20 protein-coding genes are annotated in these 22,074 nt (G+C 38.3%); 10 read left to right on the top strand and 10 right to left on the bottom strand.

The window, feature by feature from the left end; all coding sequences use genetic code 11:
- The 3 genes from AS4_RS21170 (at position 1) to AS4_RS21180 (ending at position 3,830) form a co-directional block, all read left to right on the top strand.
- Positions 1 to 2,196, top strand: coding sequence for a polysaccharide biosynthesis tyrosine autokinase (locus tag AS4_RS21170; protein ID WP_096735414.1), 2,196 nt, complete (start codon positions 1 to 3; stop codon positions 2,194 to 2,196).
- Positions 2,197 to 2,386: 190 nt separating this feature from the next.
- Positions 2,387 to 3,094 (top strand): FKBP-type peptidyl-prolyl cis-trans isomerase, encoded by a 708-nt coding sequence (locus AS4_RS21175; protein WP_096735415.1) that lies wholly within the window; start codon positions 2,387 to 2,389, stop codon positions 3,092 to 3,094.
- A gap of 46 nt (positions 3,095 to 3,140) precedes the next feature.
- A complete protein-coding gene (locus AS4_RS21180; protein ID WP_096735416.1) occupies positions 3,141 to 3,830 on the top strand; it encodes an FKBP-type peptidyl-prolyl cis-trans isomerase in 690 nt (229 codons plus the stop codon).
- 265 nt (positions 3,831 to 4,095) lie between these two features.
- On the opposite strand, the gene murJ is transcribed toward AS4_RS21180, so the two are convergent.
- Positions 4,096 to 5,646: a murein biosynthesis integral membrane protein MurJ gene (murJ, locus tag AS4_RS21185; protein ID WP_171066920.1), complete on the bottom strand. Its 1,551-nt coding sequence runs from the start codon at positions 5,644 to 5,646 to the stop codon at positions 4,096 to 4,098.
- 74 nt (positions 5,647 to 5,720) lie between these two features.
- Positions 5,721 to 6,308 (bottom strand): 1,6-anhydro-N-acetylmuramyl-L-alanine amidase AmpD, encoded by a 588-nt coding sequence (ampD, locus tag AS4_RS21190; protein WP_096735417.1) that lies wholly within the window; start codon positions 6,306 to 6,308, stop codon positions 5,721 to 5,723.
- Between the two features lie 154 nt (positions 6,309 to 6,462).
- Here ampD and nadC point away from each other — a divergent pair, with 154 nt between their 5' ends.
- The 3 genes from nadC (at position 6,463) to AS4_RS21205 (ending at position 10,670) form a co-directional block, all read left to right on the top strand.
- A complete protein-coding gene (gene nadC, locus AS4_RS21195; RefSeq protein ID WP_096735418.1) occupies positions 6,463 to 7,308 on the top strand; it encodes a carboxylating nicotinate-nucleotide diphosphorylase in 846 nt (281 codons plus the stop codon).
- A gap of 149 nt (positions 7,309 to 7,457) precedes the next feature.
- Positions 7,458 to 8,621, top strand: a complete 1,164-nt coding sequence (locus AS4_RS21200) for a tetratricopeptide repeat protein (RefSeq protein WP_096735419.1) — start codon at positions 7,458 to 7,460, stop codon at positions 8,619 to 8,621.
- A gap of 171 nt (positions 8,622 to 8,792) precedes the next feature.
- A complete protein-coding gene (locus tag AS4_RS21205; RefSeq protein ID WP_096735420.1) occupies positions 8,793 to 10,670 on the top strand; it encodes an LTA synthase family protein in 1,878 nt (625 codons plus the stop codon).
- 14 nt (positions 10,671 to 10,684) lie between these two features.
- Here AS4_RS21205 and AS4_RS21855 read toward each other — a convergent pair whose 3' ends face one another.
- The 5 genes from AS4_RS21855 to AS4_RS21220 all read right to left on the bottom strand — a co-directional run bounded on the left by AS4_RS21855 (position 10,685) and on the right by AS4_RS21220 (position 15,666).
- Positions 10,685 to 10,849 (bottom strand): ABZJ_00068 family colistin stress protein, encoded by a 165-nt coding sequence (locus tag AS4_RS21855; RefSeq protein ID WP_004723523.1) that lies wholly within the window; start codon positions 10,847 to 10,849, stop codon positions 10,685 to 10,687.
- Between the two features lie 230 nt (positions 10,850 to 11,079).
- Positions 11,080 to 13,260, bottom strand: a complete 2,181-nt coding sequence (locus tag AS4_RS21210) for a phosphocholine-specific phospholipase C (RefSeq protein ID WP_096735421.1) — start codon at positions 13,258 to 13,260, stop codon at positions 11,080 to 11,082.
- Between the two features lie 20 nt (positions 13,261 to 13,280).
- On the bottom strand, positions 13,281 to 13,409 hold the full coding sequence (locus tag AS4_RS22140) for a hypothetical protein (protein WP_262087376.1): 129 nt from the start codon (positions 13,407 to 13,409) through the stop codon (positions 13,281 to 13,283).
- Between the two features lie 218 nt (positions 13,410 to 13,627).
- Positions 13,628 to 14,344 carry a ribonuclease PH gene (rph, locus tag AS4_RS21215; RefSeq protein WP_004723527.1) on the bottom strand — a complete coding sequence of 239 codons (717 nt, stop codon included), beginning with the start codon at positions 14,342 to 14,344 and terminating at the stop codon, positions 13,628 to 13,630.
- Positions 14,345 to 14,529: 185 nt separating this feature from the next.
- Complete coding sequence (locus AS4_RS21220; RefSeq protein ID WP_096735422.1) at positions 14,530 to 15,666, bottom strand: Bcr/CflA family efflux MFS transporter; 1,137 nt, start codon at positions 15,664 to 15,666, stop codon at positions 14,530 to 14,532.
- A gap of 103 nt (positions 15,667 to 15,769) precedes the next feature.
- Between AS4_RS21220 and AS4_RS21225 the strand changes: the two genes are divergently transcribed.
- Positions 15,770 to 16,540 carry an AraC family transcriptional regulator gene (locus AS4_RS21225; RefSeq protein ID WP_096735423.1) on the top strand — a complete coding sequence of 257 codons (771 nt, stop codon included), beginning with the start codon at positions 15,770 to 15,772 and terminating at the stop codon, positions 16,538 to 16,540.
- 119 nt (positions 16,541 to 16,659) lie between these two features.
- On the opposite strand, the gene AS4_RS21230 is transcribed toward AS4_RS21225, so the two are convergent.
- Both AS4_RS21230 and AS4_RS21235 read right to left on the bottom strand, forming a co-directional pair.
- Positions 16,660 to 17,799: a fatty acid desaturase family protein gene (locus AS4_RS21230; RefSeq protein WP_096735424.1), complete on the bottom strand. Its 1,140-nt coding sequence runs from the start codon at positions 17,797 to 17,799 to the stop codon at positions 16,660 to 16,662.
- Positions 17,800 to 17,918: 119 nt separating this feature from the next.
- On the bottom strand, positions 17,919 to 18,941 hold the full coding sequence (locus AS4_RS21235; protein ID WP_096735425.1) for a ferredoxin reductase: 1,023 nt from the start codon (positions 18,939 to 18,941) through the stop codon (positions 17,919 to 17,921).
- Between the two features lie 174 nt (positions 18,942 to 19,115).
- On the opposite strand from AS4_RS21235, the gene AS4_RS21240 reads away from it, so the two are divergent.
- A complete protein-coding gene (locus tag AS4_RS21240) occupies positions 19,116 to 19,760 on the top strand; it encodes a TetR family transcriptional regulator (RefSeq protein ID WP_096735426.1) in 645 nt (214 codons plus the stop codon).
- Positions 19,761 to 19,840: 80 nt separating this feature from the next.
- Here the strand turns inward: AS4_RS21240 and AS4_RS21245 are convergent, their stop codons facing one another.
- The gene (locus tag AS4_RS21245) at positions 19,841 to 20,458 is read right to left on the bottom strand and encodes a thiol:disulfide interchange protein DsbA/DsbL (protein WP_004723532.1); all 618 of its coding nucleotides are present in this window, start codon (positions 20,456 to 20,458) and stop codon (positions 19,841 to 19,843) included.
- Positions 20,459 to 20,687: 229 nt separating this feature from the next.
- Here AS4_RS21245 and ubiG point away from each other — a divergent pair, with 229 nt between their 5' ends.
- Complete coding sequence (ubiG, locus tag AS4_RS21250) at positions 20,688 to 21,401, top strand: bifunctional 2-polyprenyl-6-hydroxyphenol methylase/3-demethylubiquinol 3-O-methyltransferase UbiG (protein WP_004723533.1); 714 nt, start codon at positions 20,688 to 20,690, stop codon at positions 21,399 to 21,401.
- On the top strand, positions 21,398 to 22,072 hold the full coding sequence (locus AS4_RS21255; protein ID WP_171478430.1) for an HAD family hydrolase: 675 nt from the start codon (positions 21,398 to 21,400) through the stop codon (positions 22,070 to 22,072). The genes ubiG and AS4_RS21255 overlap by 4 nt, the downstream gene beginning before the upstream one ends.
- Positions 22,073 to 22,074 lie beyond the last annotated feature (2 nt).

Raw genomic sequence — 22,074 nt, forward strand, 5'->3', positions numbered from 1 at the left:
ATGAACCAAAATTTAAAAACTAATGATGATACGATTGACTTAAAAGAGCTATTTTTCTCTTTAATCGCTCAATGGAAAGTGATTGTACTTTGTGTCATTTTATCTTTAATATGTGCCTTACTCTATTTACGTGTAACCTCCCCTGTTTATTCCACTGATGCACTGGTTCAGGTTGAAGATGGTAAAAGTGCGGCTTCAGCCGCTTTGATGGGTGAGTTAAAAGATGTTGCAGGTGGGATTGGTCAGAAATCTCCAGCTGATGCCGAAATCGAAATCTTAAATTCACGACTTGTACTTGGCAAAGTAATTAATAATTTGAATTTAAATATTCAAATTCAAGATAATGCAGATACTTTTTTACATAAATTAGTTTCCAAAGACAAAGCCCAGCTCAGTTATAGTGCTAAAGCGGTTGATTTTCAGAAAAATCAATCTAGTTTTTCTATTTTAAAGTTAGATACTCCCGAATATTATTATGATAAAAAACTCACTCTACACTTTATTGACAAAAATCAATTTAGTTTAAGTTATCAAGATCAAGTTGTATTTAAAGGTACCCTCAACCAGCTCAATCAAGCTCAAGATAATAAAGGATTATGGTCTGTTCAGATTAATAGCCTAAACCCATTTCAACAAGATTTCACACTCACTAAACTTGCACTTCCTTCAGCTGTTAAACTGATGCAAGAAAATTATTCAGTTGCTGAAAAAGGCAAAATGACAGGTGTTATTGGCCTCAGTTATATCGGGAATGATCAACAACATATTACTCAGGTTCTCAACAGTATCCTGAGAGTTTATCATGAACAGAACATTGAACGAAAAACCTTAGAGTCGAAACAAACATTAAGCTTTCTCGACCAACAACTACCTGAGCTAAAACAGCAACTTGAAGAATCAGAAATTAAATTTAATAGATTCCGTGAACAATACAATACTGTTGATGTCACTCAAGAATCAGAGTTGATGTTAAAGCAGAATATTGAATTAGAAAAAATACGGATCGAGTTAAAGCAAAAACAAGCTGAATATTCTGCTAAATATACCCCTGATCACCCGCTCATGACAGAGATCAATGCGCAACTCGCGGCAATTGATAAAAAATCTACGGAGCTGAATCAGGCTATTAAACGTTTACCTGAAACTCAACGTTTATATTTACAACTCTATCGTGATGTTAAAGTCAATACAGAACTCTATACATCACTCTTAAACAGCTACCAACAATTAAAAATTGTTAAAGCGGGTGAAATTGGTAATGTTCGTATTATTGATACAGCGGTAGAAACTATTAATCCAATTAAACCAAGAAAAGTAATTGTGTTACTTCTTTCAATTTTTGTGGGTGGGTTTATTGGTGTTGTTATTGCATTATTGCGTAATATGCTTTCATCAGGGATTAAAGATTCAAGCCGAATTGAAAATGAACTTGATCTCCCTGTCTATGCCACTGTGCCTCGCTCTCCAATTCAAGAAAGTCGTGTACAGTTACTGAAAAAGAAAAAGTCGATTCCTATTCTCGCTGCTAAAAATAGTGAAGATATTGCGATTGAAAGCTTGCGTAGTATTCGTACCACGATTCACTTTGCTTTAAATAATGCAAAAAATAATATTATTGCCATTTCAGGACCAGCTCCAGAAATTGGTAAATCATTTATTTCTACCAATCTCGCAGCAATTTTTGCACAAGGTAATAAGAAAGTCTTATTGATTGATGCAGATATACGCCGAGGCTACTTACATAAATACTTTAGTCATGACACCTCTCCTGGTTTGACTGAATATTTGGCAGGGCAGAGTACGCTTGAGCAATGCATTGTCCATTCAAATACTGTAAACAATTTAGATTTTCTGCCTCGTGGTAAGAATCATAATCATGCTTCTGAAATGCTCAGTTCAGACCGCTTTAGCGAATTATTAGAACAGCTTTCCCTGCAATATGATCATATTATTATCGATACACCGCCTATCTTAGCGGTAACGGATGGCATCATTATTTCTCAATTTGCAGGTGTAAATCTTGTGGTTGCACGTTATGCAAAAACACAAATGAAAGAACTCGAATTAACCATTAATCGCTTTGAACAAGCGGGTACTAAGGTAAATGGTATTATTCTCAATGATGTCCGAGCAACTGTAGGGGGCAATTATGGCTATAATTATGCTTATGCCTACACCGCTTCCAAAGATGATTAATATCAAATAATGAAGAAAAAGCCAGATTGAATCTGGCTTTTTTGTGCCAATTTTTTGATCAATCTAACTGTATATTTTTAGTTGTCGTCATCAGATAACTATATCGTTTATGATGAAGAAGTTATATGCTTGAACAGATTATGCTAATGATCAAATTAGCCTCTTAAAAGATTAAAATTTGGAAATTTTTATGAGTAAAGCCTTACCCATCGCAATTGCTGTAATCTTAGGTGGTGCTGCACTTGTACCTGTTTATTATGCATCTCAACATCCTGCTGATGTAAACAGTCACTCAATGTCAAAAAATGCTAAACCTGTAGAAAAAATTAGTTATGCACTTGGCTATGAAGTTGCGAGCCAAACCCCACCTGAAGTCGATGTGAATACATTTATCAGTGGTATTCGTGATGGGCATGCTAAAAAACAACGTGCCTATACAGATGAAGAATTACAAGCTGCGTATGTTGACTTCCAAAAAGAAATGCAACAAAAGCAATTGCAACAAAGCAAAGAAACAGCCTCATCAAATGACTCATTCTTAGCTGAAAATGCGAAAAAAGAAGGTGTTAAAACAACGGCTTCAGGATTGCAATATAAAATCACCAAAGAAGGTACAGGTAAACAACCTGCTGCTACCTCTATGGTCACTGTACATTACAAAGGTCAGTTGTTAGATGGCAAAGTATTCGACAGTTCATATGATCGTGGTCAACCAGTTGAGTTTCCTTTAAATCAAGTGATTCCGGGTTGGACTGAAGGTTTACAACTCATGAAAGAAGGCGGTAAAGCAACCTTATATATCCCTGCAAAATTGGCTTATGGTGAACAAGGTGTTCCTGGCACGATTCCTCCAAACAGCACTTTAATTTTCGATGTTGAACTTGTTAAAGTGAAATAACATTTAAGAAAAGGAGAGATTTACTCTCCTTTTTTGGATTTTGATTATGAAAAAAACACTTATTGTGCTTAGTCTTAGTCTGCTGAGTACTGCAACTTTCTCAGCACCGATTAACAATAAAAGCTCCCAACAAGATCAACTGGGTTATAGCTACGGTTATGTCATGGGACGTACCAATGCCGATACCTTAAAACAAATTAATTTAAATGCCTTTATCCAAGGCATCAAAGAAGGTTCTACCGGTCAGAAAGCAAGCTTAACTGATGAAGAAATGGCAAAAGCCCTTGCACAATATAAACAGCAAACTGAAGCAAAACAAATGCTTGAGTTTAAGCAAGCTGCAGATATAAATGCCAAACAAGGTGAAGCCTTTCTTGTAGAAAATGCGAAGAAAGCAGGTGTGATTACTCGCCCAAGTGGTTTGCAGTATAGTGTTTTACAACAAGGCACTGGAAAATCGCCCTCTGCAAAATCTAAAGTCTCTGTAAACTATGAAGGTCGTTTACTTGATGGGACTGTATTCGACAGTTCTTTTGCACGAAATGAAGCGGTAGAATTTCAAGTTAGCCAAGTGATTCAAGGTTGGACAGAAGGTTTGCAACTGATGAAAGAAGGCGCGAAATATCGTTTCTTTATTCCAGCAAAACTTGCCTACGGCGAGATTGGTGCGGGTGATGCAATTGGTCCAAACAGTACATTAATCTTTGATGTAGAACTATTAAAAGTTTTACCTTAGTTTCAGGGTAAAATAGCTTTGAAAATAAAAAGCATCGCTCAATTGCGATGTTTTTTATGCTCTAATAAAAAATCTTATCGTATTTCATAGACGTAAATTCATCCCTTGGTCAAACTTACAGTACTGTATCTATATTTAGAATTTAAATTCTATCCCACACGCTATGGCGACATCCTTGTCACCATGCACTAGATACATCACTTATGATTGAATGATGCTCAAAGTAAAAGCTATCTCATTTATATTCTATTGATTGGTCTTAATTTTAGTGCTTTAAATGTCTTGGTCTAAATCCTGCAGCAAGCAGTGCAATACCATAAGCCACAATACCCACCAAACATAACCCGACAACTTCAAGAATTCGAAGCCATTGCGAAGCCGTACCGTCATACCAATTTAAAGCAAACCATAGCGCGCCAATCATCACGATATTGGCAATAGCAAATTGAACGAATAATTTTTTCCAATGCGCACCAAAACGGAAAATATTTTTCTTATGTAAATAAAAATATAACATCCCTGCATTGACCAAGGCTGAGCCTGAAGAAGCAATGGCTAAGGCCATATGCTCAGCTTGCCAATCAATCAATTTAAAAATACCAATAAAGATAATGTTTAAAATCGCATTGGCTGCAACAGCCATTAAGCCAACACGTACAGGCGTTTTGGTGTCCTGAATTGCATAAAAACCTGGTGCAAAGACTTTAATCAACATAAATGCCAGTACACCACCACTCATACATTGCAGTGCCATAGCGGTCATTTGCGTATCACGTGCATCAAAAGCACCATGCTGGAAAAGTGCTTGAATGATTGGCGTAGATAACATGAACAAAGCAATGCTGGCTGGCACACCCACCAAGACAATCACGCGTGCAGCCCAATCCAACATTCTACGGAACTTGGCCTGATCTTGTTCTGCTTTACTCACGGAAAGAGACGGAAGGATCACCGTACCAATGGCAACACCAATCAATCCAAGTGGCAACTCGGTCATACGTTCTGCACTATATAACCATGACACCGAACCATCTTGCATAAATGATGCCCAGATTGTATTTAGTAATAAGTTAATTTGAGTGACTGATACACCAAATAAAGCGGGCAACATCAGTTTTAGAATTCGATCTACACCCTCATGTTTAAAATCAACTTTAGGTGGAATCAGTAATTTTTTATTCCATAATTCAGGGATTTGAATCGCAAGTTGTAAAACCCCTGCCGCAACCACAGCCCATCCTAAAGCCATGATTGGTTGAGCCATATGCGGGGCTAACCACCAAGCACCAGCAATCATTGCCACGTTGAGTAAGACAGGCGAAAACGCTGGCGAAGCAAAAGATCCATAACTGTTCAAAATACTGCTGGCAAATGCAGTCAACGACATAAACATCAGATAGGGAATCGTTAAACGAAACATATCTACAGCCAAATCAAATTTTGCGGGGTCGTTATGAAAACCGGGTGCATAGACATACAAGATCACAGGTGCAATGATCATACTGATCAAGGTTAACAGTGACATCACCATTAACAGGCAGCCAAACACACGACTAATGAGAATCTGTACTTCCGCATGCAGTTTTGTAGTTTTATATTCGGTGAGTACGGGAATAAAGGCTTGCGAAAAAGCCCCTTCTGCAAATAAACGCCTGAAAAAATTGGGAATACGAAAAGCAACCACAAAGGTGTCAAAATCCTTACCTGCCCCAAACACATTGAGCAAAACCATATCTCTGACTAAGCCCAAGACTCTTGACAACATGGTCATTGCACTGACAATAAAGGTGGATCGCCACAGCGCCATCGTATTCACCTAGTTAAAATAAAGTCGCTATTGTAATTAAATATTCTTAAAATTGCGTTGTTAAATCATAAACAGACGCTTATTTACTTCAGTTGTTCTATCTTAATTTTTTTCTGATTCAAACCTTCTCTAAACTGCTGCCATTGAAAATGTGGTCCAGGATCAGTTTTACGTCCTGATGCAATATCAGAATGTCCTGTTAAATGATGATCTGTTTTTGGATAAGCGCGTTGCAAAGCGGCAACCACATCAACCAATTGTTGATATTGGATCGCTTCAAAATCGGTATCATCACTTCCTTCAAGCTCAATCCCAATTGAATAGTCATTACACTCAACTTTACCCAGATAAGCTGAACGTCCAGCATGCCAAGCCCGATCATTAAAATTAACAAATTGGATAATTTCACCAGTTCTTAAAATCAATAAATGTGCAGAAACCTGCATACCCTCGATGGTTTGAAAATAAGGATGGACTGACCAATCTAGTTGATTTTGAAAAAACTGTTCAATATAACCACCACCAAACTGTGATGGCGGCAAACTAATATTGTGAATCACAATCAGCTGAATCTCTGTATTTTCAGGACGTTGATTATAGTTGGGTGATGGGACTTGTCTTGCGCCAATCAATTGACCATTCACGACCTGAAACTGTGGTGCAGATTGCATATCTTATTCCTACAGAATTTTTCTATTTTCAATAAAGCTGATTTTCAATATTTTAGTGTACTCTTATCTGTATAAAATAAAAACTTCTTCAAACTTGCAATGACAGTGCTAATATATCGCTCAGTTTTTAAGGGTGACTAAAATAGGGATATCCATGAGCATACCTGAATCTTTGCTTGAACAATCTATTCAAATTAATATTCAACAAGCACTCCAAGAAGATATTGGCGATGCTGATATTACTGCCCTACTCACACCAGAAGATGAGCAAGCGACTGCCACGATCATTTCGCGTGAAGATATGGTCTTGGCGGGACAACCTTGGGTCGATGCACTGATCAAAGCGTATGATCCAAGCGTACAAATTACTTGGCTTAAAAATGATGGTGACTGGGTTAAAGCCAATGAAACCATTTATAAATTGGCAGGTTCTGCACGTAGTTTACTGACTGTTGAGCGTCCAGCATTAAACTTTGTACAAACCCTGTCTGCAGTCGCAACCAAAACGGCTGAATATGTAAAATATCTAGAAGGTACAGCAACCAAATTATTAGATACACGCAAAACTTTGCCGGGTTTACGGATTGCACAAAAGTATGCAGTTGCTGTAGGTGGCGGGCAAAACCATCGCCTAGGTTTATTCGATGCGTTTTTAATTAAAGAAAATCACATCATGGCTGCAGGTGGTATTGCTCAAGCAATTGCCAAAGCGCATCAAATCGCACCAGGTAAGCCTGTTGAAGTCGAAGTTGAGACATGGGATGAACTGAATCAAGCACTTGAAGCCAAAGCCGATATCGTCATGCTAGATAATTTTAGCCAACAACAAATGATTGATGCGGTTAAACATGTAGCAGGACGCTGTAAATTAGAAGCTTCTGGAAATATAACCCTTGAGAATTTAAGTCAAGTTGCACAAACAGGTGTTGACTATATTTCGATGGGTGTATTAACCAAAGATGTTAAAGCGATTGATTTATCTATGCGTTTTAATGCCTAATCACTCAATCATTTGAGCCATGAAGCAGTATATATATACTGCTTTTTATTACAAAATATAACGATGAGTCAATAAATAATCAGCTAATTTTATGCAAAAGATCTTCTAAATAACAATCAAATTAGGTGTACCAACAAAAGAGATAAACAATGAAAAAACATATTTTATATTCATCACTATTCGCATTATCTATTCCGATCCTGAGCCATGCAGACACAGTCAATGTGCATGTGTTAAGTGCAACAGTCAAAGATCAAAATATTGCCAATGCTGAAGTAATTTTGCAAAAAAATGGTGAGCGCTCTGCCTCAAGTTCTACCAATACAAGCGGCCGAGCCGCAGTCAATAGTAATACTATAGACAGTTCAGATAATTTACTGATTATCAAAAAATCAGGTTATTCAACACTGGTTGCAAAATGTCCATGTGATGGTATGACCTACGCCTTAAGTCCTGTACTCAAAGATCTCAACAGTATGCGAATTGTACTGAATTGGGGGCAAAACCCTTTAGATCTCGATTCACACTTAAGTTATAAAAATCAGCATGTATATTGGGACAGTAAACAAGGTTTGGCTGCAAATCTGGATGTGGATGACACCGACTCTTATGGTCCAGAAACCGTCACTATCGATAAACGTTTAGAAGGTCAATATTATGTGTATTCAGTACATGACTTTTCTGATCGGACTCAACCAACTACGACCAATTTATCCAATAGCCAAGCCAAAGTCATGGTGTATGCAGGTGAATCACTGATTCGTTCTTATTATATTCCAACTGGCCAAACGGGTAATTTATGGACTGTATTCCGCATTAGCCCTGAAGGTGAAATTCAAGACATCAATCGTATTTCAGGAACCACGGTTAACGCAAGCCAAGTGGGTTCAACAGTATCAAATTATCAAAATCAAACAACTCGGGTAAATATCGTTCCTGTCTCAGCCGATGCGCAAAAACGAGCCAAGACACTTAATTTAAGTGCGGATAAAGCCTATCAAAACAACCAGATTGAACAAGCTGCAATGCTCTATCAACAGTCTATCGACTACAATCCAAATGTTGGCCAGACCTATAGTAATCTTGCCGTTGCCTATCAAAAGCTCAATCGTTCCTCAGAAGCCTTATGGGCAAATCAAAAAGCCATTGCTTTGGCGACCAATAACAATACCAAAGCTTATTCTCACTATAATATGGGTAAAATCTATGAAAATAATCAAGATTATGTCCAAGCTAAGCAACATTACCAATTGGCCAATCAATACAAACCAAGCGCGACTTATAATGAAGCGATACAACGTGTAAGCCAGTAAAAAAATTGCCCAAAGGATATCTACATTCTTTGGGCAACTTTGATGCTTTAGTTTGCTATTTTTTATTGATTAGTTTTAATTTTGCTTACAAAACAAGCAGTTTTTACATAGAAAAGTCGTCCGAATAAGCCTATAATCTTTGGCTTCCAATACATTCCTGTAATTAGGCCAATGAAGACTTTGAAACAACAAGTTTTGTTTTTACTTGTCGCTTTTTTATCTGTATTTGCTTTTTTCTTATACCAAGAAGATATCACGCGTTTCTTTCAATTACGTGACATCTATCTAAAACCACGTCTGTATAAATATGGCTTTTCAATTCTCTTAAACTACGCCTTTATTAGTTTATTTTATTTAATCTTAAGAAAAACCTTTGCGACCATTTTACTCAGTCAATTTATTATTTTTTTACTGAGCTTTATCAATATCAAGAAAGAGCAATATCTTTCTGCAAGTTTGGTTCCTAGTGATTTTTTATTATTTAAAGAAACCTTTATCGCCTCTCCAATCATGCTCAAAATTGCAGTCTTTGCAGCAATTGCAGTGTTTATTGGGCTATTTGTATTTCTCTATAAAAAAGAGAAATTAGGAACAAAGCCGCTCCTCCTGACAAACAGCATTTTATCTTTTGCTATCCTTGGCTTCTTTATCACCGCGAATTTTAAAAATAATTTTAGTGAAGCTTGTGCCAATGCAGCAAAAAACTCACTTTGCCAATATGCAAAATATTTACCCAATACCCGTGGTGACTGGATTGGTGATCATTTAACCATTAAATATTTAGGTTTTTCGACCTTCTTTTTTTCCAAAACCGTAGATGGATTAAACAATAAAATTTTCCAAACACAAGTCATCCCTGAAGAAAAAGTTGCCGCTTTTTATCAACCGATGGCGGTTGAACATGATGAAGAATCTACATCGAATCTAGCATCAGATGATCCGTCACAACAAAAACAATTGCCAAATATCGTTTTTGTGATGAGCGAGTCGCATTGGGATGCCAGAAAATTAGACAAAAGCATTCCACCTAACATCACCCCAACGATTAGTAAAAATCAGGTTTCTAGCTTATTGTCTCCAAGTTTTGGTGGAGGAACTGCTAACGTTGAGTTTGAAGTATTAACCAGTCTAAATACCTATTTAAATCATAATGAATTGGCTTATGTATCAAAATTAAAACGTCCAACTTATTCATTACCGATGTATTTAAATACATTGGGTTATGAAACAACTGCAATGCATAACAACGGCAAATATTTTTATAACCGTAGCGCAGTTTATCAAAATCTAGGTTTTAACCGTTTTACTTCAATTGAAAATATGATCAACATGGCTGACCGTGCTAAATATATTAATGCTGCGGGTTGGGCTACTGATGATTTAATTTATAACAGCATTGAAAATCAGCTTAAAAATACGGATAAACCGCAATTTATCTATGCGATAAGTGTTGAAAATCATCCAATGTACAGTGATGATCGCTTTGGTAAAGACCATTTTAAAATCACCAAAGATGGTGTGAGTGAGAACAGTAAACGCGCGCTGAATACTTATTTAACGGGTATGCAACGTGCTGACGATAAATTTAAAACCCTGATTGAGCATGTCAAACAGCTTGATCGCCCAACAATTGTGATTTTCTTTGGTGACCATTTACCCAACTTACAAAGCGTTTACGATGAGTATGGCTTCTTTAAATCAGCGCAAGAAAAAGCTGAGAAAAAAGATGTTCGCTTCTTTGAAACACCACTTGCAGTTTGGGCAAATTTCCCGATTGATCAAAAGCAATTTAAAGGGCCTTTTGTAGCGGCACATTTCTTAGCACCCAAAGTATTAGAAGCTGCGCATATTCCCCTTTCACCTTACTATGCTTTTGTAAATAAGGTGGGTTCTTGTTATAGCACTGTTCATCAAACAGGGACGCAAACGCAAAAATCTTGTGAATTTGATCAAACAGAGATTCTACAACAGTATAAAGACATGAATATGGATGTGCTAAATGGTAAGAATTTCACTTATCAGATGTTAAAATCAAAAGCTGAAAGCTAGTCCTATCCAAATGATTAAGAAGGTTCTCCAGAGTCTTCTTGATCATGCTGCTGTTCAGCATGTTGTTGCGGTTCATTATTTTTTGCGTCAAATTCTTTGCTTTCGAAATCTTCACGGCGTGGATCTCCAGCCATCAATACAAAGGTAATCACTGCGAATAGAACAATGAGTATTTTCATAAGCCTGCCATTTGCTAAAGTTTGAAATATTCTAAATATCGGTTGATGAAAAGATTTGTAGAGTCTGTATACGAAACAAGGGATTTCAGCTGATTTATGTATCTATTGAAGTAAATAGATGATTGGAATCTTAATCATGTAAGTTTGCGCAAATGATGTGGCCTTCTATCAACTAAAAATAAGGTGCAAAGCGCACCTTATTTAAATTATAAAAATTCAGCTATTTAAAATTAAGATTCTATAAATCCCATATAAGGGTCAGAAAATGAATCTTTACCCGTTTCAATACGCCCAGCAAAACGACGTTTAAAGGTGCTATCGCCCTCTATTGTTACAGTAAAATCATACCAACCACCGAAATCAGACATATTCCAATTCAACTCCTTTTCTGTAGAAGCCGTTTCGATATTCCATGTCTTATTGGGTAGATAAGCATTGGCTTTCACGGTCAATTTTGCTGTTTTCGCAGCGTCATTACGAACTTTTAAATAGAGTTTAGGATCACACTCTTCAACACATACACGCACTTCTGGCAATGCATCTATTTGTGCAGACTTGACTAAATCTCCTGCAAAGCCACGATGGAAGCCATTTGGACCCAATACCCATAAATCATATAGTCCATTTGAAGCTTTCCATACATCGTCCAATTGCTTGCCTGCTTCAACCATATAACGACGAGGAATTGCGTCTAAATTCAATTTGTCATAAACATGGAAAACTGCGGCATGTGTTCCGGTATTAGAGAACATTAACTTCACCGTTTTTGTTGCCACATCAACTTTCGCACTACTATGTAAAATATAAGGCAATGCCCGAGACAATCGTGTTCCTAACTCTTGAACAGGATAGACCTGACTTAAAGGGCGGGAAACTGGCGGCAATAACGCTTGCGCATTACGAATTGCATCTGCATCATTCTTGGTTTTTTTACCCATCAAGTCCGAAATAGCGGTGGTATTTGGATTTTTAAAGTCAAAAGCTGTGGTTAAATCACCACATACAGCACGGCGATATGGACTAATATTCGGTTCTTGCACGCCAAAACGTTGCTCTAAGAAACGAATAACAGACGAATGATCAAAAACCTGTGAATTTACCCAACCACCACGACTCCACGGAGAGATCACATACATGGGTACGCGTATTCCTGGACCATAGACCCCCACACCATTGCTGACTTTAGGATCAGTAAAGTTAGGTTGCCCTGCTGAAGCTTTAGGATGCGTGGCGTATTCATATGAGATTTGTTCATCACTCAAGGTGGTTTTACCTTGCATCACACCTGAAGTGTCTTTTGAAGGTGCGCTTGGTGATGGAACGTGGTCAAAAAAGCCATCATTTTCATCAAAGTTGACCAATAAAACCGTTTGACTCCAAATTGCAGGGTTTTCCGTTAAAGCATTTAAAACTTCCTGAATATACCAAGCACCTTGTACAGGGCTTGATGGTCCTGGATGCTCACTATAGGCCGCAGGTGCAACCATCCAACTGACTTGAGGTAATTGACCTTTGGCAATATCATCTTTAAATGAAGCAAGAAATCCACCATCAGGCATCGTATTGGCAATCCCTTTATACAACGGTTGTGCTGCATCAATTGCGGGATCATAAGCAGGACACGTGCTGTCATTGTTTACAGGTTTACCAGATAACTCATTGGCACGGCGATATTGTTTAAAGCCAGCCAAAGGATTGTCGGTAAAGTTATCTGGCATATTTTGATAAACTTTCCACGTCACACCCGCTTGTTGTAGGCGCTCAGGATAGGTTGTCCAATCATAGCCTGTGCTTGATGCACCAATACTGTCTAAGTCATTGACGACACTGGCAACACCCGCAGCTTTAGGACCGTTTGAACCTGTCCATAAGAACATACGATTCGAATTGGTTCCTGTATGCATTGCACAATGATATGCATCACACAGGGTAAAGGCGTTGGCAAGTGAGAACTGAAATTCAACTTCTTTTTGTTTGTAATATCCCATAGATTGGGGTTGCTTATATTGTACCCAATTGCCCATACGGCCATGGTTCCAAGCAAATTGTCCATCTGTCCATGAGTGTGGCGTACCACTAACACGTTGTGCATTACCGCGAGTACTGTCTAAATGATAGGGAAAGATTTTATTCTTATCTTTATCGTATTGTTCCCAAATCTTACGGTTGTCGGATAGCGGAATCGTAAAACGATCACCAAACCCACGAACACCTTTTAATGTTCCAAAATAATTATCAAAAGAACGGTTTTCTTGCGTCAAAATGATGACATGTTTTACATCTTTAATCGTGCCTGTTTCGACTTTGGCGTCAATGGCTAAGGCTTTTTGGATGCTGGCTGGAAAGCTGGCTAAAGCGGCTGTACCAAATATTGTTTTTGTTGAATTGACTAAAAAATCACGACGGTTCATCTCTATTTCCTTATTTTTTATTATGGTGCGCAATGTACTTTACACGCAGCGGGTGGCTGTGGATTCGTCGTCGAGCTTTCATTATCATCATTACAAGCACTGAGTAAGACACTCAGACTGGTCACTAAAATCAGCAAAAAATTTCGCATTGTCCTGTCCATGAAATAAAGGTAGGGATAGTCAATACAACTGCTATGACGCTAGAGTGAAGTTTTTATGGCAGTTTGATGAATATTTTTAAAAAAATGATAAATATCAAATATTTGTTTTAATTTATAAATAAGCGACTTAGCTTAAAACAATTTTATGCAATAAAAAACGCATCCGAAGATGCGTTTCTTTATAAAGATATATCAATATTTTCGAATTACCAACCAAGCGCTTCTTGTTGTTTTTTTACCAATTCCTGAATACCTTTTTCAGCCATTTCAAGCATCGCATTGGATTGAGCGCGGGTAAATGGTTTTTCTTCTGCAGTCCCTTGAATTTCAATAAACTCACCTGCTTGAGTCATCACCACATTCAAGTCAGTTTGACAGTTAGAATCTTCTTCATAACAAAGATCAAGCAATACTTCATCTTGATACATGCCGACAGAAATCGCAGCAACGAGACCTTTTAATGGATCATGCTTAATTTTCTTTTTCTCAAGAAGTACATTCATGGCGTCGATTAATGCAACCGCAGCACCTGTAATTGCAGCAGTACGTGTACCACCATCTGCCTGAATCACATCGCAGTCGATGGTAATGGTGTTTTCACCCAATTTTTTCAAATCTACCATTGCGCGTAAACTACGACCAATCAAACGTTGAATTTCTTGAGTACGACCAGATTGCTTACCGCGAGCAGCTTCACGGTCGCTACGTGTATGGGTAGAACGTGGCAACATGCCATACTCAGCAGTTACCCAACCTTGTCCTTGTCCTTTTAAGAAACGAGGTACTGAATTGTCAATACTTGCAGTACATAGCACTTTTGTATGACCAAATTCAACCAATACAGAACCTTCCGCATAACGTGTGTAGTTACGAGTAATTTTAACTTCACGTAATTGATCTAATGCACGTTGGTCGATACGCATAGTGTGTCCTTATTGGATTCAGAAATAATGCGGCTAAGTATAACAGATACTCTAGTGTTGGTTTTGTTACAAGATGGTGGTTTTTGAAATTGCTGAGTATACGTCGCTGACTGACAGATTGGTCCAAACCACTTGCATGCGACGGAGCATCATCTTAAAAAATAATTGGATCAATGTGAAAGTTTTCATACATCACGATGCCGAAATAAATTTATGCATAAAGTCGCCACACTACAAATCAATAATACTGCTGCCAAATTTTGTCCCCAACCAACCAAAACTAATCCCCCACCTAATAATAAATAATACATCAAGCCCAACAGTGCGCCTGCTGTACCTAAACATTCGGCATAGTGTTTAAGTGCTGTCGCAAGAAGATTAGGGATGGCAAGTCCATATGCAACCATGATCAACAGTACAGGAAAAATAAATAACCAACTCTTGATGGCTAGAGTGATACAGATCAAAACACTCCCCAAAATCGCAATCAATGCCGCAATGGACACCAAAGTATGGGGATTTACGTTTTTATTAAGCAAAGATTTATTCAGTAATGCGCCAAGAATGGCGCCTAAGGTCAAACACAGACCGCTCAATCCAAACACCCATGATGAGGCTTCTAATATTTGAAAATAGAAAGGAGACAACTGATAGTAAGCAAAAAGATTGATATTAAAAAGTGCAACCAAAAATGCGGTTTTCCAAATCTCATTATCTTTAAGCATGGCAATAAAAATATGAAGAATAGGAACTTTTTTATTGTTTTTAACAAGCGTCTCAGGTAGCTCAAATACACACCAACACATAAGCAGGATTGAAAATAGCGCTAAACCTAGAAATACACCTTGATATCCCCACCATGTTGTGATGAATGCGCCAAATACCATACCTAGAGCTGGACTAAGCGCAAGCAGAATACCAATGATGGAAAAAATCTTGACCAGCTCCTTGCCTTTGAAAGTATCTCGAATAATGGTTTGTGTTCCGATGGAACCCACAGCAGCGCCAAATGCCGAGAACATTCTGGCGATGATTAGATCATCAAAAGTACGACATAAAATCGCAGCAATCGAGGCAATAGCATAAATCAATAATCCACCCAATATCGATTTTCGTCTCCCTAAAATGTCACACATCTGCCCCCAAAAGACGATACCCAGCGCAAAGGCAATGAAATATAAAGAGATCGTTTGACTCGCCTTTTCAGAACTTATATGGAATCCATGTGCAATATGAGGCAGTGCTGGGCTGTAGATCGTCTCAACAACTTGGGGAAACATCATCAAAACAGCCAGTAAATAAAATATAGATTTCTTTAACATTTTCTTTTGAATACGTTTAATTGAACCATCGAGAAAAATAACAAAATCAAATTTTGAGAGATATAATCATAAAAGACATATTATTTATAAAATCGGACAAACAATGGCATGGTTAGCAGCGGATGCTGATTTTAATCCCGATCAACTCGGATTAAATGTGATCGGTATTGCTTCGGAAATTGCTCGACATGATTCGGGAGAACATGCCCACAAAATGGGACAACTGCTATTTACCAACAGTGGCAGTATTAGAATTACCTTATCTGGTCAGCTATGTATCCTGCCCCCTGCACATATCGCATGGATTCCACCAGACACAACTCATCGTGCTGAAATGAGCCAAGTGACTGGCTATCGCTCGGTATATATTAATACCGTTCAATACCCAGCACTTCCTAAAGAAGTCAAAGTCTTGCAAGTTAGTGCTTTATTAAAAGAAATATTGGAGAGAATCGCTTTCGCTGATTTTGATACGGACTGGAGCAAACGACCTTTTTTGGATTTATTTAATGTTGGATTGAATGAAATTGAAACTGCACCATCAGTATCGGTTATTCTACAATTTCCAACTGATCGTCGATTAAGAAAATTTTTAGGTACTGAGCTCCTACCGCATTTAAATGTGTTTGCAAATCTGGTTGGGCTCAGTGAAAAAACCATTGGCAGAATATTTTTACGCGAAACAGGTTTGAATTATCAGCAGTGGCGACAACAATGGCGTTTTCTGAAAGCGATAGAATTATTATCTAAAAATGAAAAAATATCCGTGATCAGCCATCACTTAGGTTTTTCCTGTGAGAGTGCCTTTATCTCCTTTTTTAAAAGAATATCGGGGAAATCACCAAGGATGTTGATTAAAAAAGATCAATCATGATTGGACCCGAAGCTGAATTTTAAAGTTGAGTTTTTATATTTTAAACAAAAGAACCTTGCCGCTCTCAACAAGGTTCTTTCAGACTTTCGCCACCACAAAAGGGCTTTGTAAAATAAAATCTAAGCAAACATCCCTTTCACTTTCTGCACTGATTGAGTAATGCTTGTGGTCCAGTGATTAGGTAAAGAACATTTCGCTAAACGTACCCACACACTACCGAACTGTTTAAAGAAATTCGCTTCATTATAATGGATGCCATATTCTGCACACAAAGCTCTAATTTTTGGGGCAGCTTCTGAATAACGATTGGCAGGCATATCAGGAAACAAATGATGCTCAATCTGATGACTTAAATTCCCACTCAAAATATGCAACCAGTCTGTTCCAGTAAAGTTACTAGAACCACGAATCTGACGTAAATACCACTCAGCACGGGTTTCATTTTCCACATTATCGGCTTCAAAAGTCTCTGCATCTTCAGTGAAATGACCATTAAAGATCACCGCTGAAGACCACAAACTGCGGATCACATTGGCAATGGCATTCCCAGCTAAAACAGGTAAAGCATTGGGTCCTGCAATCACAGGAAAAAACACATAATCTTTTAAAATTTGACGGCGGGCTTTTTTACGAAATTTTGCCGCATCTGCCCAGACCTGTTTCCAGGTTTTGGTTTTATAGATCAGCGCATCTTCCAAATGTAAATTTTGTAAGCCAACATACCATTCAAAAAACACCATCAATTGAATCGCTAAAGGGATGTTAAACAAAAAGCGCGGTTCCCATTTTTGCGATTCACTAACGCGGAGCAAACCATAACCTACATCATGATCTTTACCCACAATATTGGTATAGGTGTGATGCACATAATTATGTGTATATTTCCAATCATCACCTGTTGCCATGGTATCCCAGTCGTAGTTTGCACCATTCAAACTTGGGTCATTTAACCAATCGAATTGACCATGCATGACATTATGACCCAGCTCCATATTCTCCACGATTTTCGAAATGCCCAGCAATCCCGTACCCACCACCCAAACAGGTGGAATCCATCCGCCAAACATCAACATACCACGTGAAGCAATTTCACTATAACGGACAAAATTACGGATTTTATAAATATACTTGGCATCTTGTTCGCCTAAACTGTCCATGATTTCACGACGGATTTCATCAACACGGCGACCAAATTCTGCGGTTTGTTCTGGGTTTAAATGTTTCGATTTACTGTTTGGAAAAGTAACTGACATATTCATTGTCTTGCTCCTCAGCGCTTCATTTTTAGAAGCCTTAGCTGAATTTTGGGTACAACTTCCTACGCCTAGGTTCAACAGACCGAGAAGTTGTTTAAATTTATTGAAATGATTGTTTTAATTTACAGATTAATGACCACAGGGCTTATCGCTTGGCTGATACACAATTTGATCTGTGTATTTGAAGCATGGTCGATTTCACCTGTCAGCATATTTTTGGTCGAACCACTCACTTTGGTACAGGTACAGGTATTACAAATCCCCATACGACAACCATGAGTTGGCTTTAACCCCGCTTGTTCAGCACTTTCAAGTAGATTTGATTTCGCATCAAACTCTTGTTGTGAGCGTAAAAAAACAATCGGTTGTGCTTCTAAACTTTCATCTACCGCAATCTGGAAATATTCTTGTTTCAAACGATCTGTGATATTCAAATCTTGAAAAATTTGATTGATGCTTTGCATCATTGCACTTGCACCACACGCATAGCTTTGACGCTGTTGGAAATCAGGAACCAAACTTTCCAATAACTCGATAGTTAAATGTTGCTTTTGTTGAGCGGTAAGAATATGGTGATAATTCAACAACCCATGTTGCTGATAAAGCTGTTCTAGATCTGTATGAAAAGCCTCATCACGACTAAAATAAATTAAATCAATTGGACGATTTGAATCTTTAAGTGCTTCAAGCAATAAAGAATGAATTGCGGTAATTCCACTGCCTGACGCAATCAATAACAATGGTGACGCGTCTTGAGCTAAAACAAAATCACCTTGAGCTTGTGACAACTCTACAATGCTACCAAAAGCCATCTGGCTCAATGCATTGGAGACTTTACCCTGCTGTTTTACAGCAATGATCATATCGCCATTATTCAAAAATTTAACCACAGAGTAACTGCGTTGTTGACGTACACCCGCAATTTCAACAGTTACAAGAACAGATTGTCCCGCTTTAAACTGCTGATGCTTAAAATTACGATTTGGACGTAATTGAATTTGATAAAAATCAGGGCTTAATGCACGAGTTTTAATAATCGTGGCTTTTACCTTTTTCCAAGCCCAAACAGGATTGATTTTTTCAGCGATAAAATCGACAAAATCCTCACGAACCCATTCTGGCTGATACTGCATATAGCTACTCATGTGACGTTCCTCTTTGTGCTTGCTATTTATTGAGTGAACAAACGTTCTTTTAGTGAACATATGTACACTATAATCATTTTTTAAATTCAGTCAACACCTGTACACTGACATTCGTCGTTTAATTTGTTTTTATTTTTGATAGACTCATCACAACAAAAATCTTTGGATACCAGAATGTCGATACGCGATGAACGAAAACAACAAAGCCGTCAGGCTTTACTTGATGCTGCTTTAACCTTAAGCACATCGGGTCGTTCATTTTCGAGTATCAGTTTGCGAGAAGTTGCCCGTGAAGTCGGTTTGGTTCCGACAGCGTTTTATCGCCATTTCCAAGATATGGATGAATTGGGTAAAGAGCTGGTGGATCAAGTTGCGCTGTATTTAAAGAATGTCCTACATCAATTAGGCAAAGGCCTAGCGCATCCTGAAGCGAAAACCAAAACCAGCATGGCGCTATTTTTTGAGGCTGTAGACAGCAGTCCGCAACAATGGATTTTTATGATCGCGGAACGTTGGGGTGGTTCAGAGGTGGTGCGTAAAGCCATCGCCCGTGAAATTGACTTCCTAAATGATGATCTTGCCAACGCGTTAAAAAAGTTTGAAGTTATCGCAAATTTTCATGATGAAAATGATTTAAAAGTGATCACCAATATTTTGATTAATTTATCTTTTACTTGGGCAATGTCATGGATCAACTTATCTCGACAGTACTCTGGCATCGAACTCGAGTTGCAAAAAATGGTGCTTAAAAAACAATCGGTGACGCAAATCCGCTTAATTTTTAAAGGCATCGAAAATTGGGACCGAGATAGAGCTTAATTTCTCTCCTAAACTCGTCTGTATATCACCAGCAATAAAAAAACCCGCAATTCAATTGCGGGTTTTAAAAACAGCAAAGCTTATTTGGCTTTACGTTCTTTATTGATCAAATAGTCAACAACTTGCGTCACTTTACCATCTTCACCTTGAACCACATATTTACCATTTACCACAACAGCAGGCACCCCTGAAAGCTGGTACTGTTGTGCCAATTGGTTTGATTCAGCAATTTTTGCAGTGATCGCAAAAGAACTATACATACTGTTAAATTTCGCCTCAGGCACACCGTACTGAGTAAAGAATTTAGCAAAAGCATCTTTTTGTAGAACTTGCTGATTACCTGCATGATTGGTATGGAATAAAGGCAAATGCGTACGTTTACGTACACCCAATGCTTCACTCACATAATATGCACGAGCACCTTGTTCCCATAATGGATTCATTGCTGCAGGTGTACGGATAAAGTTAACATCTTTAGGGATCTTCTTTAACCACGCTTGCATATGCGGTTCTAATGTAAAGCAGTGAGGGCATCCATACCAAAAAAACTCACGTACTTCAATTTTACCCGGAACTGAAACTTTTCCTGGGTTTTGCACCACGGTATAATCTTTACCTGCAACAAAATCGGCAGCCATGGCATTTACAGAAAACGCCATCACCATGGCAGTCATGCCACCTAAAATAAATTTTTTCATTGACTTTATTGTCCTCGTAGTCATCTCGTATAGCTTATGCATTCACTATAAAACAAATATGGGAAAATCGTTTTCCTTCTGTGAAGTTTTTTACACGATTCATCGCTTTTTCTGGATTTATGGTTACACTAGAGTCTGTTGATATTTCATAAATAGACGAAGTGTTAACAAACACTAGCATAACTGAACTTAATTTTTGATTAAAACAATTTACTTAGAGGTGCCCGGCATGTCGCAACTTAATGTTGATCCACAGGAAATTGCTAAATTTGAAGCACTTGCTGCCTTATGGTGGGATCAACACTCTGAGTTCAGACCTTTACATCAAATCAATCCACTGCGTTTAAACTGGGTTGATGAACATGCCAATGGTCTTACAGGCAAAAAAATTCTTGATGTGGGCTGTGGTGGCGGCATTTTGGCTGAAAGTATGGCACGTCGTGGTGCTGATGTTTTAGGCATCGACATGGGTGCAGCACCATTGAATGTGGCTCGCTTACACGCTGAACAAGAAAATGTTCAAAATATTGAATATCGCCAGGTTCCTGTGGAACAACTCGCAGAAGAACAAGCAGGACAATACGATATTGTTACATGTATGGAAATGCTAGAACATGTTCCTGACCCAGCATCCATCATCCAAGCGTGTCAAAAGTTAGTTAAACCAAATGGTCATGTGTTTTTCTCAACAATTAACCGTAATCCTAAGTCTTATTTATTCGCAATTATTGGTGCGGAATATGTATTACGTTTATTGAAAAAAGGCACCCATGATTATCATAAATTTATTAAACCGTCTGAACTTGCAGATGACATTCGTAACTCAGGTTTAAAACTTAAAGATATGACTGGCTTACACTACAACCCACTCACAAAGCATTACTGGCTTGCGCCCAATGTTGATGTGAATTACATGGTTTATACTGTGAATGAAGGTGTTTGATGCAAGCGGTTCTTTTTGATTTAGACGGAACACTGATTGATACGGCTGCGGATTTTATCCGTATTATTCAAAATATGTGTCGAGAAGAAGGCCGCGCAGAGGTTGATGCGGATTTGATCCGCACTCAGGTTTCTGAGGGCGCACGTGCAATGGTAAAACTGGTTTATCCTGAACTTGAAGTGGATGATCCAGTCTTTTTAGCGCATCGCCAACGCTTTTTAGATCAGTATGGTGATGACATTGCTGTAGACACAGATCTGTTTGCGGGTATGTATCCACTTTTGGCAGAGTTAGAAAGCCAACAGATCCCTTGGGGTATTGTGACCAATAAACCACGTTGGTTAAGTGAATCATTATTGAACGCATTGAACCTCACACAACGTTGCACTGTTCTGGTCTGCCCTGAAGATGTCGCTCAGACCAAACCAGATCCTGAGCCAATGTATCTGGCGGCAAAGCAAATTGAGATTGCACCTGAACAATGTATCTATGTGGGTGATCATCCGCGAGATATTGATGCAGGACGTAATGCGCAAATGTATACAATCCTCGCAGCATATGGTTATTTACCATTACAGTACAAAGATGATTTAAATGCTTGGCAAGCCGACTGTATTGTAGAGAATGTCGATGAATTACATCAAGTTATTCGAAAACTTGTGAATAGTTAAAG

The sequence above is a fragment of the Acinetobacter guillouiae genome (genome assembly GCF_002370525.2).
GTDB classification, from domain to species: Bacteria; Pseudomonadota; Gammaproteobacteria; order Pseudomonadales; family Moraxellaceae; genus Acinetobacter; species Acinetobacter guillouiae.